Here is a 16,070-nt window from a genome sequence, read left to right on the forward strand (position 1 = left end):
CCCGTCCCATGCCTACCCGAGAACGTTGGACCGCCGCTGTGGCGGGGCTTTGCCTAGCCCTGCTACCGGCGGTCCTTCCCCCCGTGCCCGCCTCCCTGCTGCCGGCGGCCGAAGCCCAGCAGGTGCTGCGCATCGGTGCCATCCCCGACCAGAACCCTGAAAAGCTGAATCGCCTTTACGGCCTGGTGGCCGATGAGCTCAGCCAGCAACTAGGGGTAAAGGTCAGCTATGTGCCCGTCACCGATTACGCAGCTGCTGTAAGTGCCTTCCGCACCGGCAGTCTTGATCTGGTCTGGTTTGGCGGGCTCACCGGTGTGCAGGCAAGCCTGCAGAAACCCGGTGCCCAGATGCTTGCCCAGCGAGACATCGATGCGCAGTTTTACACCGTGTTTATCGCCAATGCCCGCAGCGGCCTCAAGCCGATCCAGAACCAGAAGGGGCTAGTGGCCCTTAAGGGCAAGCGCTTCACCTTTGGCTCGGAAAGCTCCACCTCCGGCCGGCTGATGCCCCAGTACTTCCTCGCACAGGCCGGCGTCAAGTTGGCTGATTTCGCCGGCGGAGCCCCCGGCTTCAGTGGCAGCCACGACGCCACCATCGCCCTAGTACAGAGCGGCACCTACGACGCCGGCGCCGTCAATGAGCAGGTGTGGAAGAGCAACCTGCGCAGCGGCAAGGCCAACCGCAGCAAGGTGGTGCAGATCTGGCGCACCCCCAGCTACCCCGACTACCTATGGCTGGGCCAGCCCAACCTCGACCAGCGCTTCGGCAAGGGCTTCAGCGCCAAGCTGCGCCAGTCGATCATCAGCTGGCGACCCACTGACCCAGAGCAAAAGCAGATCTTGAGCCTATTTGGTGCCCAGCAATTCACCACGGTGAAGCCGGACGAATACAAGCAGATCGAGCAGGTGGGGCGGCAAATCGGCAAGATCCGCTGACACAGGCCGGCGTTTGGGTCCAGCAGCATTCAGAATCAATCCTCTCCAGCGCCTCAGATCCGTGGTCTGGTTGATTGATTTGGTCTTGCTGCTGGCAGGCTTTGTGCTTTGGAGCCGCGCCAATAATGAAGGCGATGAGGCTTGGTCCCTGTTTCTGCGCAGCATCGCCTTTCTTGATCTGGCCTTCATCACCTTCGGCAACGGCCAACTGCTGATTGAGATTCCCGCCCTCGCCCTTGCCCTGGCCCTGCCATCAGCGGCCAGCCTGCACCGGCGGCGCACCTGAAACGTCAATGAATCCCCGCGGCCCTGATCTGATTGAGGTGTCCTTAGTGGCTCTGATCCTGGCGCTGATCGTTTACCGCCTCACCCTGGTCTGAAGGGGGGCATGTCTGCACTGCTCAAACTTCAAGACATCACCGTCAAGGGCCGCAGCCAGCCTCGCCTTGATCGGGTGTCGCTGCAGGTTGATGCCGGTGAACGGATCGCCCTGCTCGGTCCCAGCGGAGCTGGCAAAAGCACCTTGCTTGCCGTGGCCAATGGCTTGCTGACCCCGCAGCAGGGCAGGGTGTTTTGGCAAGGGGAGGCACGGGCCCGCAGCGGACGGGCCCGACGACGACAGCAAGCCCGGATCGGCACCCTCTGGCAAGACCTGCGCCTGATCGAGGAGCTCACCGTGCAGCAAAACCTCAACGCCGCCCGGCTAGCGGTCTGGGGCTGGCCGCGGGCCCTACTCAACCTGCTGATGCCCCTAGAGACCAAGGCCTGCACAACGATGTTGCAGCGGCTTGATCTCGATCCAGCCCTGCTCAGCCAGCCCGTCTCCGCCCTCTCCGGCGGCCAGCGCCAGCGGGTGGCCCTAGCCCGACTACTGCGACAGGAGCCCGAACTGCTACTAGCCGATGAACCCGTAGCCAGCCTTGATCCCCGCCTGGCCAGCGAACTGTTAAACCTGCTGCTGGAGCTCGCCAACCCGCCTCGGGCCTTGCTGCTGAGCCTGCACCGTCCCGATTTGCTGGCTGGTTTCGATCGGGTGCTGGGGCTGCGGGCCGGGCGCCTTGTCTTTGACCAACCCATGGCCAGCCTTGAGCCAGGCCAGCTCGAGGAGCTTTACGCCGGGACCCCAGGGGCATGAGACCAGCGGCGCCGTTGTGGGTGTTGCTGCCCGCCCTAATCGTGCTGCCGCTGCTGGCGTTGCTGCCGGGAATCAGCCATGGCGGTGGCTGGGAGCTGGTGGGGCAATTTGCTGCCGCAGCCCTGCGGCCCTCCCTTGATCCCATAGTGCTGGGATCGGTGCTGGGCGGCCTAGCCGTAACAGCCGGCATGGCCCTATTGGGCTGGGCCGGCAGCCTGGTGCTGGGCTTGGTGCTGGGAATTGCTAGTTCAAGGGTGGTGTGGCGCACCTGCTACGGCAGCGCTGCTCCAGCCAGCGGGATACGCCGCCTACTAGCCATACCGCGCTCGATTCACGAGCTGCTCTGGGGGCTGCTGTTGCTTCAGGTGGTCGGGCTTCAACCAGTGGTGGCGGTAGTGGCAATCGCCATTCCGTTTGGAGCGCTGGTAGCCCGGGTGGTCAGCGACCTGCTGGATGCCCTGCCCACCGCCAGCCTGGAGGCCCTGCGCTGCGGCGGCAGCCCCGCCCCCACCGCCCTATTCACGGCCCTGGGGCCGCCCCTGCTGCCCCAGGTGATCAGCTACAGCGGCTACCGGCTCGAATGCGCCTTGCGCAGCGCCACCCTGCTGGGAGTATTTGGCCTGGGCGGGCTGGGCACCGAGCTGCGCCTCACCCTGCAATCGCTGGCCTTCAACGAGCTTTGGAGCGGCCTATGGCTACTACTGGCGGTGATGCTGCTGCTGGAGGCATTGATGGGCTGGCTGCGGCGTCGCTGGGCCATGCCGGCACGGCTGGGGCTGAGCCAGCAGGGGGTGGGCAGCCAGGGCCAGGAGATGGTGGCTGTGGCCATGGCCATGCTGCCCGTGCTGGTGCTGGTGGCATGGCGCCTGGAGGTGCAGCCCGCCACCCTGTTGCAGTGGCAAGGCCTGCCACCGCTGGGCGCGTCCGACTGGGGATCCGTGGCCGCCCTGCCCTGGCCGAGCCTGATACGCAACACTCTGGTGCTCACCTTCGTAGCCGCGGCCCTAGCTGTGGGGCTGGCGCCGCTGCTACTGCTTCTAGCGACGCCCTGGCCTGCGGCGGGCGCGCTGGTGCGGGGGCTGTGGGCCCTGGGCCGGCTATGGCCGCCACCGCTAACGGCGCTGTTGCTGCTGTTTGTGCTCCAGCCCGGGGTGCTTACAGGTGCCCTTGCCCTGGGCTTCCACAACCTGGGCATTCTCGGACGCCTGCTCCTAGAAGCCGCCGAAACCAGTGGCGGCAACAAGGAGCAGGCCCTGCTAGCCGCAGGGGTGGGTCCTCGCCTGGCCCTGCTCTACGGCCGCTTCAGCGGCCTGGCCCGTCCCTACTTGGCCTATGGCGCCTACCGGGCTGATGTAATTTTGCGCGAATCGGTGGTAGTTGGGCTGGTTGGGGCCTCGGGCCTGGGCAGCCAGCTGCTGGAAGCCCTGAGTTCGTTTGCCGGCGACCAACTGCTGGCCCTTGTGCTGGCCTATGCGCTGCTGACCTTGCTGGGGGAAGATCTCAGCGACCGCGCACGCCAGTGGCTGCTGGAGACCCCCCATGGTGATGGCCATCCCCAGGAAGCTGGTGGCACTTGGCGATAGCGGCGTTTTGGGCTGGGGTGATCCCCTTGAGGGGGGCTGGTGCGAACGGCTACGGCGCCACTGGATGGAACTGCCGGGCGGCCCGGTGCTCTACAACCTCGGCGTGCGTGGCGATGGCCTGGAGCGACTGGCAGCCCGCCTCAGCGCTGAGGTTGGCTGCCGCGGTGAGCTACGACGCCAGCTGCCCCAGGGGATCCTGCTCGGCATAGGCCTCAACGACACCGCCCGGGTGGGACGTCCTGATGGGCGACCCCAACTGGATGCCGAAGGCTTTTTGTTTGGCTTGCAGCAGCTGCTGCACAAGGCCAAGGAGATCGCTGCGGTGCATGTGATCGGCCTCACCCCGGTGGAGGAGAGCGCCATGCCCTATGCCGGGGTGCTCTGGTATTCCCTGGCAGACATCCGTCGCTACGAGGCCCTGCTGGAAGAGGCCTGCCTGGAGGCGAATGTGCCGTTCCTGCCCCTGCTGGAGGGGCTGCTGGCCGATTCCGACTGGCCCCTATGGCTGAGCAACGACGGCCTGCACCTCAACAGTGAGGGGCATCGCCGGGTATTTGAACGGGTGCGCTCCTGGCCGGCCCTTCTGGACTGGGCCGATCTGCAGCTGCGCCAAGAGCCCACCCCCTTGGGCTACTAAGCAGCACAGAGCGAAGGTTTCTTATCACCCATTCGGGTGAGAGCGCTTCACCGCCCTGGGGGAGCCAGCCGCATGGGCACCGCGGCGACGGTAATAACACCGACGCCTCCACCCCATGGCATCTGCCTTCCCAGCTACTGCCCACTCGAAAACATCTGCCCGCCAGCGCCGCAGCGGCCAAGCCGATCCAGCCCAGGCCGAGCTGGGCCCCTCCCAGCTGCACACCCGCAACCGCAGCTGGCTTGAGGCCATGGCCGCCAGCCCTGACGCCGCAACCAAGCTCTGGTGGCGCAACGCCCTGGTGGAGCACAACCTGGCCCTGGTGCGCATGGTGGCCCAGCGCCAGAGCCAACGCACGGGTCAACCTTTTGATGAGCTGGTGTCTGCAGGCTGCCTGGGGCTGATCCGGGCCGTAGAGACCTTCGACCTGCGCCAAACCTGCAATCTCAGCAGCTATGCGGTGCCCTTCATCCGCGGCGCCATGCTTCACGACGTCCGCGACCACGGCCAGCCGCTGCACACCCCCCGGCGGCTGCGGGAGCTACAGCAACGGGCCAGGCGGCTACAGGAGCAGCGCCGCAGCCAGGGCCTTGCACCGCTTGCCGCCGCTGATCTGGCCTTAGAGCTCGGTTGCAACACCGCCCAACTTGAGGAGGCCAGCGCAGTGCAGCGGGCACTGCAGGTGCGCAGTCTCGATGCCCCGCTCAGCGGCGAAGGCGAGCAGGCGGGCACCCTGCTCGACCAGCTGGCAGCCGGGTCAACAGCCGCAACCAGCGCCGGCGACGATCTGGGCGAAGATCTGACTGCTGGCGAAAGGGTTTTAGAGGCCCACTGGTTGCAGGCTCAGCTAAGCCGGCTGGGCGGCATCGAGCAGCGGTTGCTGCTGGGTCACTGGATCGAGGGTCTGGGCTGGTGCGAGCTGGCCCTTGAGCACAAGCTCAGCAGCCGCCAAGCCCGGCAGCGTGGCGAGGCTCTGCTGGCCTGTCTTCAGGAGAACGCCATCGCAAGCAGCGCCGCGATCGCCGTCTGAAGCCCGTTCACCAGCTCGTTGCTGAGCCAGCCCCAACGCTGTTGGAAGCTGGCTCCGATCAGGCTTTCGATCAAGGTGGCCCCCAGTCCCACCAGGGTCACAAGCAGCCAGGCGCCGCTGCCAGCCAGCAGCCCCAGGGCCAGCATCAGGGCCGCCATCAGCGCACTGCCCGCCAGGCTGGCGGCGGTGCCCTCCAAGCTGATCGCCCCTTCCGTGCCGGGGGGCACCGGACGCAAGGTGGTGATCAGCAGCGTGTGGCGCCCCCAGCGCTTGCCGATTTCACTGCCGAATGTGTCGGCCAACTTGGCGGCGAAGCTGGCAGCAAAACCAACCAGCAGCAGCGGCGCCGCTGCCGGCGCCAGGGCGGCAGCGCCAGCCAGTAGGGCACCAGTAGCGGCCGAACCCCAAACGTTCTCCGGCCCTCGCAACCCGCCCCGCGCCTCCGCCAATCCCCGCGCCTGCTTAGTGCGAAAGCCCAGGCGCGTCACCAGGGAGCCCAGAGCCAGATAGATCACCACCGCCAGCCAGCCCCGCAGGCCGAGGCAACCCCACAGCAAGCTGCCGAGGATGCCGGCATGCACCCAGCCAGCGCGGGTGAGCAGGGGCAGGCGCTGGGCAAGGAAGATCAGCACCGCATTGAGGGCCAGGGCCAGGAGCCAGTGGCTCCAGGTCTGTGGGGCGACGAGTGCAGGGGAGAGCAGGGCAGGCACTACAAGGGCCTGGGCAGACATCAGCACAGGGCAGCAGCGGCGCCAACAAAGTGTGTTGCACAGCGTGGCAGCAGCGTCATAGGGCAGCGCAGCAACGGATAATCCCCATTACGACGCTGCTGCCGTGATGGTGTTCAACCGCAAGGCCTCCTTCTTCTTAGATCTGGGCAGCGAAGGGGCCACACCAGCGCAGGTGGCGATCGCCGAGGCCAAGCCCGATCCCAGCGAACCGGAAGCCAGCCAAGCGGCAACTTTCCAAATAGGTATTGACTCGTCCAGTGCAGCTGCTGCTGCTGCAGCAACGCCAGCGAGCCCAGCTCCAGCAGGCTCGGCACCCACTACTGCTGAAGCGATCGCTGCCGAATTGCGGGCCGCCCAGGAGGCCCTACCCCCACCCAGCAACGCCACCTTCGCCCCCGACTGCCTCAACCCCGCCAACGCTCTGCCCAGCCGCCGCCGCCTAGCCGGCGCAAACCTGGCTGGTTATAAGGCGATGGCCTCCGGCATGTTCCGCAACTAACTCAGCTGGGCGCGCCAATCTGCTGGGCACGCCAGTGGCTTAGCAGCCCTGCTGCCGACACTGCAGCGGTGCTGCAACGCAAGATCGTGGTGCCCAAACTCACGGCTTGCCATCCGTGGGCCAGCGCCAAGGCTTCCTCCCCTGAAGTCCAGCCCCCCTCCGGGCCAATCGCCACAGTGAGCGGCTCGCCGCTGGCCCCAGGCGGGTCTCCTAAGCGCTCCAGCGCCTGGGCTAGCAGGGCCAGGCCCGGCCGTCTGGCGGTGCACAGCAGCCCCCGGCCTGAACCACCGGGCGGCCGGGCCCCCAGCAGCTCGGCGGCTGGCCGCAGCGACTCCAGCTGGGGTTGCCACAGGCGCTCACACTGCTCCACCGCCTCCCGCAGGATCGCCTCTGCTCGCTCCGGCTTCAGGGAGTCGGCGGCAACGCTGCGCTGGGCCTGTAAAGGGATGAACCGATCCACACCAAGTTCACAGGCCATGCGCAACAACACGTCGGCATCGCGCTTTGGCAGGGCCACCGCCAGCTGCAGTGGCGGCGCCGGTGGAGGCTCAAACGCCAGGGGGGAGCTGGGGGGCTGCTCCAGCAGAGCCTGATCGGCAGGACCCAGCAGGGCAGTCCAGAGACTGCCTGCCCCATCCACCACCGCAAAGCGATCACCGGGGCGCAAGCGCAGCACCCGGGTGAGGTAATGGAGCTCCTGGCGATCCAGCTCCAGCTCAGCGCCAGCAGAGGGGCCGGCGGGCAAGCGACCGGGGGTAATTAGCAGACGGCGCAGATCCCGAGTCACGCTGCTTTCTAGTCGCGGGACTGGGGGTCTTCATAATCATCGTCAGCTTCACCAACGTCTTCGTCATCTTCATCGTTGTCGTCTTCGTCGTTGTCTTCGTCCTCAAGCTCATCGAGGCCAGGGAACAGGGCATCGGGTTGCTCCTCGATCGGCCAGTCGTCGTTGAGGCCACCAATCAGCAACTCCTCAATTTCGAGCACGTCGTTGTTGAGCTGGCCCAGGGCATTGATCAACACGTCGAGGGCGAAGGCATCACTGGTGCCGAGATCCACCCAGCAACGCGCCCACTCCTCCTGATATTCCATAGGGCCCATGTTGTGCATCAGGGCTGGCAGGGCGCCGGCAGCAGCCTCGTGGCTGTAGGCCATCCAGCCCAGCTCCGCTCCCTCCTCGTGGGCCTGGAGGTTTTCGGCGTTGAAGCCCCCCAACTTGCCCAGGTAAAACCAACTATCGAAGGCGGTTTCCAAGTAGCCGCGCTCACCCGAACCCACCGGGTGGGGGAAACGCATCCAGATCCAGCAGTTGAAGGGATTGAATTCGCGGAAACGCACCTCCATGGCGGATTGGCTGCAACAGAGAACTGGCTCAATCAAACACGCCCGCCGGCATGCTGGGGGGATGCTTGAGCTCCGCAACGTCAGCTACCAACCGGCCACGGCGGTGGCACCGGTGCTCTGCGGCGTCAGCCTCACCCTGGCCGTGGGCCGCGCTTACCTGGTGGCCGGCCGCAGTGGCAGTGGCAAAACCACCCTGCTGGAGGTGATCAGCGGCTTGGCCGAGCCCTCTAGCGGCCAGGTGCTGTGGGAAGGCGAGCGGCTCAATGGTCGCCAGCTTCGCTGGCTATGCGGCCTGGTATTTCAGTTTCCGGAGCGCCATTTCCTCGGCCTCAGCGTGGGGCAGGAGCTGAAGCTCGGTCACCGCCGGCTCACAGCAGAAGAGGCCCAGGCAGCCCTGCAACTGGTGGGTATGGAAGGGTTGTCATTGCAGCAGGCGCCGGAGCAGCTCAGCGGCGGCCAGCAAAGGCGCCTGGCCCTGGCAGTGCAGCTGCTGCGCAACCCCCGGGTGCTGCTGCTGGATGAACCCACCGCAGGCCTCGACTGGGCCGTTCGTGGCGAAATCCTGGAGCTGTTGGCGGCCCTCTCCCAGGAGCGGGCCGTGCTGGTGGTCACCCACGAGCCGGAGCTATTTCGCGGCGTGATCGATGGTGGCTGGCGGCTGGAGCGGGGCCAGCTGGAACCTTTCGGCGCGCTGCCTACGATGGCCCCAACAATGGCCACACCCCAGGAAAACCAGCCTTGAGCGACCAACTTCTCCGGGCCACGGCCGCCGGCGGCGGCATCCGCATGGTGGCGGTCAGTACCACCCAGGCCAGCCGCACCGCCAGGGAGCGCCACCAGCTCTCTTTTCTCGCCAGTGCCCTGCTGGGCCGGGCCATGACGGCTGGGCTGCTGCTGGCCAGCTCGATGAAGGTGGCCCATGGCCGCGTCAACCTGCGGATTGCCTCCGATGGCCCCTTGAAGGGCCTGATGGTGGATGCGGGCCGCAACGGCACTGTGCGCGGCCATGTGGGCTACCCGGGCTTGGAGCTCGAGCTGCTGAAAGATCCAGAAGGCCTGGCCCACTTTGACTTCAAAACCGCCTGCGGCACCGGCTATCTGCACGTGGTGCGAGATCTGGGTGAAGGCGAGCCCTTCAGCTCAACGGTGGAGCTGGTGAGCGGCGGCATCGGCGAAGACCTGGCTTCCTATCTGCTGCACTCCGAGCAGACCCCTTCAGCGGTATTCGTGGGCGAGCAGCTCGACAAGAGTGGTGTGGTTTGCAGTGGCGGCGTGCTGGTGCAGGTGATGCCAAAGGCCGCCCGCGAACCAGCGCTAGTGGCCCTTCTCGAGGAGCGCTGCCGCGAGGTAAAGCACTTCAGCCAACGACTAGCCGAGTGCGAAGGCCAGCTACACAACCTGCTCGAAGATATTTTCCCAGACCTCGATCCCCAGCCCCTGGAAGATGCTGAGGCCTGTACGCCGGTGCGGTTCCACTGCCCCTGCAGCCGGGAGCGCAGCGTCAGCGCCCTGAAACTGCTTGGCCACGCCGAACTCAACTCAATTTTAGTGGAAGACGGCCATGCCGAACTTACCTGCCACTTCTGTAATGAGATCTACACGGTTGGGTCAGGAGAACTTAGCGAACTAATCGCAGAGTTCGCTCCTGGCATGTAGACAGCAATGCCTGGGCTGTTCCAATAATCAAACAATTAGCTGGTTAAGTCATTAACCAAATCAACCAATCAGCAGGGCACCAAGCAACAACAGCAGCAGAGCCGGCAGGCTTTGCACTTGGGTCAGGTTCAATGGCAACCCAAGCGGCAAGGTGCTGGAGAGAGCACCGGCCAAAATCGCGCCCACCAGCAACCCGGCGCAGAGAAGGGCGAAGCCCCAGCCCACCGCAGCCAGGAAGCGGCGGTTACGCCACTGCAGGTTGATAACTGCCATTGCAGTAGCAAAGGCAAGCACCAGATCCGGAGGGAAGCCTGGAGCGAGCAGCAGTAGGAGCAGTAGAGCCCCAGATGTGGCCAGGGGAAACCAGAGCTCCCGACCAGTGGCTAGAGCCAAGCCAGGAAGCCTGAGCTGGGGAGCGGAAACCCTGGGCAACTGAAGCTGAGGCAGGGCAGGTACTGCCAGCTTGGGCGGCGGCGGCGCCAGTTGCTCCCGCTGGGAGGCGGACTTAGCCGCGCTACTCACGCGACCCTGCTGACGCTCTTTGAGGCGCTCCATTAAGACAGCGTCGTAGGCAGCCTCGATCCGCGAGCGCGCCATGGTGTCGTCACCCACCTCGTCGAGCCGGGCCAATTTGGCCGCCTGCACCTCGTCGAAGCCAGCATCAGCAGGCACACCCAGCAGCTCGTAAGGGCCAGACGGGTCGGCAGCAGGTGATGGCTGGTCGGAGCGTTGGGTCATGACAAGCCGCGGAACGGCACAGGGGGGATCACAAATCGATCCCTGGAATCAGGGTATCGAGGCATGACTAAAACAGGGGCTCACAGGAGAGAAATCCAGACTCGAGTTGCAGTCGGCGGCTGCAGCTCTCGGCTTCCTCAGCCCCGAGTCGCTTGCGGTGTTTGAGCAGGGGAAGCTGGGGTGGCAAGTGGCTACCTTCCCGCATCTCAACCGTGGTCGCACCAATAGGTCCCTGGGCGGGCAGGAAACTCACGTAATCGCAGCCCCCGTCTGGGCGGGGACGCACCAGCCAAAGAGGCTTGGGCATCACTGTAATGGTTCGTTACCTAACATTCTGGCGCGCCCGCTCCCCTGCCGTGAGCGCTCCCCTGCCGCGAAGCCCATGACATGGGAACAGCGCTCAATTCTCATAAACCAAAGGGAACCATCGCCTCAAAGCCCGCGAGACGTAAACCAGGCCCACCAAAACGGGTACCTCGATCAGGGGGCCGACGACCCCGGCCAGGGCCTGCTGGGAAGTGACACCCCAAACACTGATACTGGCGGCAATTGCCAGTTCAAAGTTGTTGCCGGCAGCAGTGAAGGCGAGCGACGAGGTGCGGCGATAGTCGAGACCACTGCAGCGGCCAATAACAAAGGCCAGGCTCCACATCAAAACGAAATAAATGAACAGTGGAATGGCTATCCACAACACCTGAAGCGGATCAGATGTAATGGCCTGACCCTGCAAGGCGAACATCACCACAATCGTGAACAGCAGTCCATAGAGGGCCCAGGGAGCGAGCCGCGGCAAAAAGGTTTTTTCATACCAGCGCACACCTTTGGTTCGCACGCCAATGCGTCGGGTGAGGAAGCCTGCAAGCAAAGGGACTCCCAAAAAAATCATCACTGCCTTGGCAATCTCCCAAAGCGAGAAATTCACCACCTCACTATTAAGGCCAAGCCAGCCCGGCAGGATCTGAAGATAAAAGCTGCCAAGCAGGGCGTAAGCGAGCACTTGAATAACGGAATTAATGGCCACAAGCAAAGCAGCCGCTTCCCGATCGCCCCCAGCCAGATCAATCCAGATCAACACCATCGCAATGCACGGGGCGATTCCTATCAGGATCAAACCGGTGCGAAATTCGGGCTGATCCGGCAAAAACAACCAAGCCAGGCAGAACATCAGCAAGGGTCCCAAACCCCAAACCAAGCCAAGCGCCATCCCCAGCAGCTTGCGGTCGCTGGCCACCCGCGCTAATTCCCCGTAGCGAACCTTAGCCAGCACCGGATACAGCATCATCAATAGACCCAGCGCAATCGGCAGGGAGGTGTGGCCTACCTGCACGGTGCCAAGCAGCGACTGAAGACCAGGCAATAGGCGACCAAGCAACAGACCGCTCGCCATTGCCAAAAGGATCCACAACGGCAAAAGCCGATCAAGCAAAGAAAGTCGAGCCAAAACGGGCTCTTGAGCAGGGGAGGTCATCGGCAAGAGGGGGCAGGAGTTGAGCATTTGGCAGCCAAATCTCCTAGCCAGCAGCGCAACTGCTCAATCGCATCGGTGCGCAGGCTGTAGTACACCCAGCGGCCCTCATCTCGGGCCTCAATCAAACCAGCCTCTCTCAACACCTTAAGATGGAAAGAAAGCTTGGATTGGGCCAGGCCGAGCTGACTGGTGAGCTCACAAACACAGCGCTCACGAACCCCCAAGGCTTCAAGCACCTGGAGCCTGAGGGGATCGGCCATGGCCTTAAGCAGGGCCCGAGCCTTGGCGGGATCAAGCGCCACAGGGTGATCTAGAACACTCATGCACCAATTTTAGTTGATCAATCAACTGATGTTGATTTAGGGTTTGGAGACCCGTACCGCCATTGTGGGCTCTGCGCCATGAAAATCGGCATCAACGGCTTTGGCCGCATCGGCCGCCTGGTGTTTAGGGCCCTGTGGGGCCGTCCCGGCATTGAGCTTGTCCACGTCAACGATTGCAGCGGTGATGCTCAAACCGCCGCCCACCTGCTCGCCTTCGACTCCGTTCATGGCCGCTGGCAACAGGCGGTGCAAGGAAATACGCGCGGCTTCTTCGTGGGTAGCCAGGCGGTGAGCTACAGCCGCCAGAGCGATCCCACAGCCGTGCCCTGGAAGGAAGCTGGCGTGGAGATGGTGCTGGAGTGCAGCGGCAAGTTCAAAACACCGGAAACACTCCAGCCCTACTTCGACCAGGTAGGCCTCAAGCGCGTTGTGGTGGCCTGCCCAGTGAAGGGTGTGATCGCCGGGGCCGAAGCCCTCAACGTTGTATTCGGCATCAACCACCACCTCTACGACCCCGAGCAGCACCATTTGCTCACAGCGGCCTCCTGCACCACCAACTGCCTGGCACCGGTCGTGAAGGTGGTTCACGAGAGCTTTGGCATCAAGCACGGCTCGATCACCACCCTCCACGACGTCACCAACACCCAGGTAGTGGTGGATGGCTTTAAAAGTGACCTGCGCCGGGCCCGCTCTTGCATGCAGAGCCTGATCCCCACCACAACGGGATCAGCCAAGGCGATTGGATTGATCTTTCCAGAGCTGCAAGGCAAACTAAACGGCCATGCCGTGCGGGTGCCGCTGCTGAACGCCTCGCTCACAGATGCGGTATTTGAACTAAGGCGCGAGGTGACAGTGGAGGAGGTAAACAGCGCCTTTGAAGTCGCTGCCAACGGAACACTGCGCGGCATTCTTGGCTACGAAACCAGGCCGCTGGTTTCAGTTGATTATGTAAATGACGATCGCAGCGCCATCGTCGATGCCGCCTCGACCATGGTCGTTAATGGCACCCAGCTCAAGGTATACGCCTGGTATGACAATGAGTGGGGATACAGCTCTCGCATGGCCGATCTGGTGAGCCATGTGGCCCTGATCGACGAGCGCTGAGCCAGAGCCATGAGCCGCGCCCTTTCAGCCCTGCAGCAATACATGATCGTGACGGCCAATTACTGGGCCTTCACCCTCACCGATGGCGCCCTGCGCATGCTCGTGGTGTTCCACTTCCACGAACTTGGCTACAGCACCCTTGAGATCGCCTTTCTGTTTCTTTTTTATGAGTTTTTTGGCATCATCACCAACCTCTATGGCGGCTGGCTGGGAGCTCGCTTTGGTCTGCGGCTAACTCTCTGGTGCGGCACCTTAATGCAGGTGGCGGCACTGCTGATGCTGATCCCAGTGGCTGAAGACTGGCCCAAATGGTGGAGCGTGGCCTATGTGATGGTGGCCCAGGCGATCAGCGGCATAGCCAAAGATCTCAACAAAATGAGTGCCAAGAGCGCCATTAAAACCGTGGTGCCTGAAACTCCGGAAGACCACAGCAAGGGAGAGGGTCAACTTTTTAAGTGGGTAGCGATTCTCACCGGCTCCAAAAATGCCCTCAAGGGTGTGGGCTTCTTTCTTGGCGGAGTGTTGCTCACCACAATCGGCTTCAATCTCGCCGTAGCAGCAATGGCGGCCGGATTGTTTTTGGCTTTCCTAGTGACCCTGGTGCTGCCTGCAGAAATAGGCAAGATGAAACAGAAGCCTGGCTTCACAGCGCTGTTTTCCAAGAGCCGCGGCATCAACGTTTTGTCGCTGGCACGCTTCTTCCTATTTGGTGCTCGCGACGTATGGTTTGTGGTGGCCCTACCCGTATTTCTACAGAGCGCCCTGGGGTGGCGCTCCTGGGAAGTAGGCGGATTCATGGGCCTGTGGGTGATCTGCTACGGAATAGTGCAGGGGTCGGCACCGGCCCTGCGCAGGGCCTGGGGCCAGAGCGCACCTCCAGGAGTAGCAGCAGTGCAGTTTTGGAGTGCGGTCCTCACCGCTATTCCAGCCCTGATTGCAATTGCGTTGTGGCGAGAGGTTGGCCAGCCTGGGGTAGCAGTAGTGGCGGGATTGGCCGTATTTGGCGTGGTGTTTGCGATGAATTCATCAATTCACAGCTACATGGTGCTGGCATACACCGACACTGAATCTGTGAGCCTAAATGTGGGCTTCTATTACATGGCAAATGCAGCAGGCCGCCTACTCGGCACCGTGCTCTCCGGAACCCTATTTATGCTCGGAGGGCTTCAGACTTGCCTGTGGAGCTCAGCCATAATGGTTGCTCTAGCTGCCTTAGTGAGCACTCGCCTGCCAACGCCGCCCCGGCAGCTTATAGAAACCAGCTAATTCTGAAGGGTACCGAGCTGAGTTAATGATTTTTCGCCGAAAGTCAGCGGATTGGCCACGCACCTTTTTCGGCACAAACATCCAACCAGTGTTAACTATTTGGAGGCAAGGATGCAGCTCTTATGCTCAGAGGAATAAATGCAGCACTACTTGCCCGACAGCAGAAGACAACCAGAGCATATGTAGCAGCAATTTAGATTCATTATCCCTTATTGGTTACATTGCGGCAAGGCCAGCAGTGAAGCGGGAGTTGGCCCACGAAACATTGCCAAGGCATAATTTGACCAACAGAGAATGCATCGATTGCAATTGATACTTAGGCTGGTTTTAAGCAATAGCCAGTCAAGTGACAGGGAAATCAAAATCCCGTTGGCAGAACTTTTGGCTCCTGCGCTGACGAGGAATTAATCTGGGCGAAATGGCGCTTCCACGCCGATCGCAGCCCATCAAAAAAGGGGGCTCATAGAGCCCCCTTGCTAAATGGGATCACAAGATCCAGACGATCACTCCTTAATCCGTGCCACAGCCTTCTGAGCTGCAGCCTGAATCGAGTCACGCAGGGGCACATAACCGAGGTCGTCGGCAATGGCTTGGGCCTTGTCACTCAGGATGAAGGTCGCCATTTCACGCAGGGACTCTGCCTTGGCACCATTCCCCTTGGCATAGAAGAGGAGATAGGTGAGCGTGGCGATCGGATAAGCACCCTTGGCGGCTGGGTTGGGATTGCCACCAGCCAGGTTCTTATCGAGCTTGATGTCAGCCAGAGCCTTGGCACCAGCGGCGGCAGTGGGAAGCGTGAATTCACCCGCCTTGTTCTGTACGGCAGCGGCCTTCAGTTTGCCCTTCACGAAGGCCTGGTTCAAGTAACCAATGGAGCCCTCCGTGGTATTCATCGTACCGGCAACACCATCGTTACCCTTGCCACCCACGCCCACTTTCCAGTTCACGGATTTACCGTTACCGAGAGTCCATTCTGTCGAGAATGACTGCAGCGATTCGGTGAAGGCCGCGGTGGTGCCAGAGCCGTCGGAACGGTGCACCACGGTGATCTTGCCATCAGCGCATCCGAGCTGCTTCCAGTTGTTGATAGATCCCATGAAGATCGATACAACCTGCTTCTGGGTGAGCTTAGGAGAGCAGCCAGACTTGTTGTAGGCCACCGCGATTGAGCCACCAACGGTGGGGATCTGAACCACACCGCGTTTCACGCTCTTGATATCCTTTTCGGTGATCGGGTCATCGCTGGCACCGAAAGCAACGGTTTCGTTGATGAAAGCCTTGCGGCCACCACCAGAGCCAATGCCCTGATAATTCACTTTAGGGCCACCCGATTTGGCCAGCATGGAAAACCAGCGGGTATAAATCGCATCAGGGAACGTTGCACCGGCACCAGCCAAGCGCACGGCAGCCTGGGAAGCTGCTCCACCGATGAGCCCAGCAAAGACCAAAGTAGTAAAAGATCGCTTCAGGAAAGTCATTAAGTAGAAGACAGTTCCAAAAAAATATTAGCAACCGACCTCCCTGACCAACGTTATGAGGCCATTAAGGGGCGGCAAAGCAATGGGTGATGATCGCCTTGAATAGGCAAACGGAAACTACAAAAAAACCTCCCCGAAATGGG

18 protein-coding genes and 1 pseudogene are annotated in these 16,070 nt (G+C 62.4%); 11 read left to right on the forward strand and 8 right to left on the reverse strand.

What is annotated here, in order from left to right; translation table 11 throughout:
- The first annotated feature begins 8 nt into the window (after positions 1-8).
- The 6 genes from KBZ22_RS02190 (at position 9) to KBZ22_RS02215 (ending at position 5,320) form a co-directional block, all read left to right on the forward strand.
- Entirely contained in the window at positions 9-935 is a 927-nt protein-coding gene (locus tag KBZ22_RS02190) for a putative selenate ABC transporter substrate-binding protein (RefSeq protein ID WP_255020848.1), read from the forward strand.
- Positions 936-996: 61 nt separating this feature from the next.
- Positions 997-1,221, forward strand: coding sequence for a hypothetical protein (locus tag KBZ22_RS02195; RefSeq protein ID WP_254929692.1), 225 nt, complete (start codon positions 997-999; stop codon positions 1,219-1,221).
- Positions 1,222-1,323: 102 nt separating this feature from the next.
- Positions 1,324-2,070 (forward strand): ATP-binding cassette domain-containing protein, encoded by a 747-nt coding sequence (locus KBZ22_RS02200; RefSeq protein ID WP_255020849.1) that lies wholly within the window; start codon positions 1,324-1,326, stop codon positions 2,068-2,070.
- The gene (locus tag KBZ22_RS02205; protein WP_255020850.1) at positions 2,067-3,653 is read left to right on the forward strand and encodes an ABC transporter permease; all 1,587 of its coding nucleotides are present in this window, start codon (positions 2,067-2,069) and stop codon (positions 3,651-3,653) included. Before KBZ22_RS02200 ends, KBZ22_RS02205 begins: the two co-directional genes overlap by 4 nt.
- Positions 3,610-4,290, forward strand: a complete 681-nt coding sequence (locus KBZ22_RS02210) for a GDSL-type esterase/lipase family protein (RefSeq protein WP_255020851.1) — start codon at positions 3,610-3,612, stop codon at positions 4,288-4,290. Before KBZ22_RS02205 ends, KBZ22_RS02210 begins: the two co-directional genes overlap by 44 nt.
- 115 nt (positions 4,291-4,405) lie before the next feature.
- Positions 4,406-5,320, forward strand: coding sequence for a sigma-70 family RNA polymerase sigma factor (locus KBZ22_RS02215; RefSeq protein ID WP_255020852.1), 915 nt, complete (start codon positions 4,406-4,408; stop codon positions 5,318-5,320).
- On the opposite strand, the gene KBZ22_RS02220 is transcribed toward KBZ22_RS02215, so the two are convergent.
- Positions 5,278-6,051, reverse strand: coding sequence for a DUF92 domain-containing protein (locus KBZ22_RS02220; protein WP_254942634.1), 774 nt, complete (start codon positions 6,049-6,051; stop codon positions 5,278-5,280). The genes KBZ22_RS02215 and KBZ22_RS02220 overlap by 43 nt on opposite strands.
- A 106-nt stretch (positions 6,052-6,157) precedes the next feature.
- Between KBZ22_RS02220 and KBZ22_RS02225 the strand changes: the two genes are divergently transcribed.
- Positions 6,158-6,550, forward strand: coding sequence for a hypothetical protein (locus KBZ22_RS02225; protein ID WP_255020955.1), 393 nt, complete (start codon positions 6,158-6,160; stop codon positions 6,548-6,550).
- 1 nt (position 6,551) lies between these two features.
- On the opposite strand, the gene KBZ22_RS02230 is transcribed toward KBZ22_RS02225, so the two are convergent.
- The gene (locus KBZ22_RS02230) at positions 6,552-7,337 is read right to left on the reverse strand and encodes a 16S rRNA (uracil(1498)-N(3))-methyltransferase (RefSeq protein WP_255020853.1); all 786 of its coding nucleotides are present in this window, start codon (positions 7,335-7,337) and stop codon (positions 6,552-6,554) included.
- Positions 7,338-7,450: 113 nt separating this feature from the next.
- Positions 7,451-7,894 (reverse strand): annotated as a pseudogene (locus KBZ22_RS02235) (DUF3531 family protein); the annotation flags it as partial.
- A gap of 61 nt (positions 7,895-7,955) precedes the next feature.
- Here KBZ22_RS02235 and KBZ22_RS02240 point away from each other — a divergent pair.
- Together KBZ22_RS02240 and hslO are read left to right on the forward strand one after the other, a co-directional pair.
- Entirely contained in the window at positions 7,956-8,636 is a 681-nt protein-coding gene (locus KBZ22_RS02240) for an ABC transporter ATP-binding protein (RefSeq protein ID WP_255020854.1), read from the forward strand.
- Entirely contained in the window at positions 8,633-9,550 is a 918-nt protein-coding gene (hslO, locus tag KBZ22_RS02245) for an Hsp33 family molecular chaperone HslO (RefSeq protein WP_255020855.1), read from the forward strand. The genes KBZ22_RS02240 and hslO overlap by 4 nt, the downstream gene beginning before the upstream one ends.
- A gap of 60 nt (positions 9,551-9,610) precedes the next feature.
- Here the strand turns inward: hslO and KBZ22_RS02250 are convergent, their stop codons facing one another.
- From KBZ22_RS02250 to KBZ22_RS02265, 4 genes are all read right to left on the reverse strand, one after another.
- Positions 9,611-10,288, reverse strand: coding sequence for a CPP1-like family protein (locus tag KBZ22_RS02250; protein ID WP_254997959.1), 678 nt, complete (start codon positions 10,286-10,288; stop codon positions 9,611-9,613).
- A 67-nt stretch (positions 10,289-10,355) separates the two neighbouring features.
- Positions 10,356-10,595 (reverse strand): hypothetical protein, encoded by a 240-nt coding sequence (locus KBZ22_RS02255; RefSeq protein WP_254997962.1) that lies wholly within the window; start codon positions 10,593-10,595, stop codon positions 10,356-10,358.
- Positions 10,596-10,688: 93 nt separating this feature from the next.
- Positions 10,689-11,756 (reverse strand): ACR3 family arsenite efflux transporter, encoded by a 1,068-nt coding sequence (gene arsB, locus KBZ22_RS02260; protein ID WP_255020856.1) that lies wholly within the window; start codon positions 11,754-11,756, stop codon positions 10,689-10,691.
- Positions 11,753-12,079 carry a helix-turn-helix transcriptional regulator gene (locus KBZ22_RS02265; protein ID WP_255020857.1) on the reverse strand — a complete coding sequence of 109 codons (327 nt, stop codon included), beginning with the start codon at positions 12,077-12,079 and terminating at the stop codon, positions 11,753-11,755. Before KBZ22_RS02265 ends, arsB begins: the two co-directional genes overlap by 4 nt.
- A 78-nt stretch (positions 12,080-12,157) precedes the next feature.
- Between KBZ22_RS02265 and KBZ22_RS02270 the strand changes: the two genes are divergently transcribed.
- Entirely contained in the window at positions 12,158-13,183 is a 1,026-nt protein-coding gene (locus KBZ22_RS02270) for an ArsJ-associated glyceraldehyde-3-phosphate dehydrogenase (RefSeq protein ID WP_255020858.1), read from the forward strand.
- Between the two features lie 9 nt (positions 13,184-13,192).
- A complete protein-coding gene (arsJ, locus tag KBZ22_RS02275; RefSeq protein WP_254997966.1) occupies positions 13,193-14,449 on the forward strand; it encodes an organoarsenical effux MFS transporter ArsJ in 1,257 nt (418 codons plus the stop codon).
- A 503-nt stretch (positions 14,450-14,952) separates the two neighbouring features.
- On the opposite strand, the gene pstS is transcribed toward arsJ, so the two are convergent.
- A complete protein-coding gene (gene pstS, locus KBZ22_RS02280; protein WP_255020859.1) occupies positions 14,953-15,927 on the reverse strand; it encodes a phosphate ABC transporter substrate-binding protein PstS in 975 nt (324 codons plus the stop codon).
- Between the last annotated feature and the right edge of the window lie 143 nt (positions 15,928-16,070).

This window comes from Cyanobium sp. L1E-Cus, from assembly GCF_024345755.1.
GTDB classification, from domain to species: Bacteria; Cyanobacteriota; Cyanobacteriia; order PCC-6307; family Cyanobiaceae; genus Cyanobium_A; species Cyanobium_A usitatum.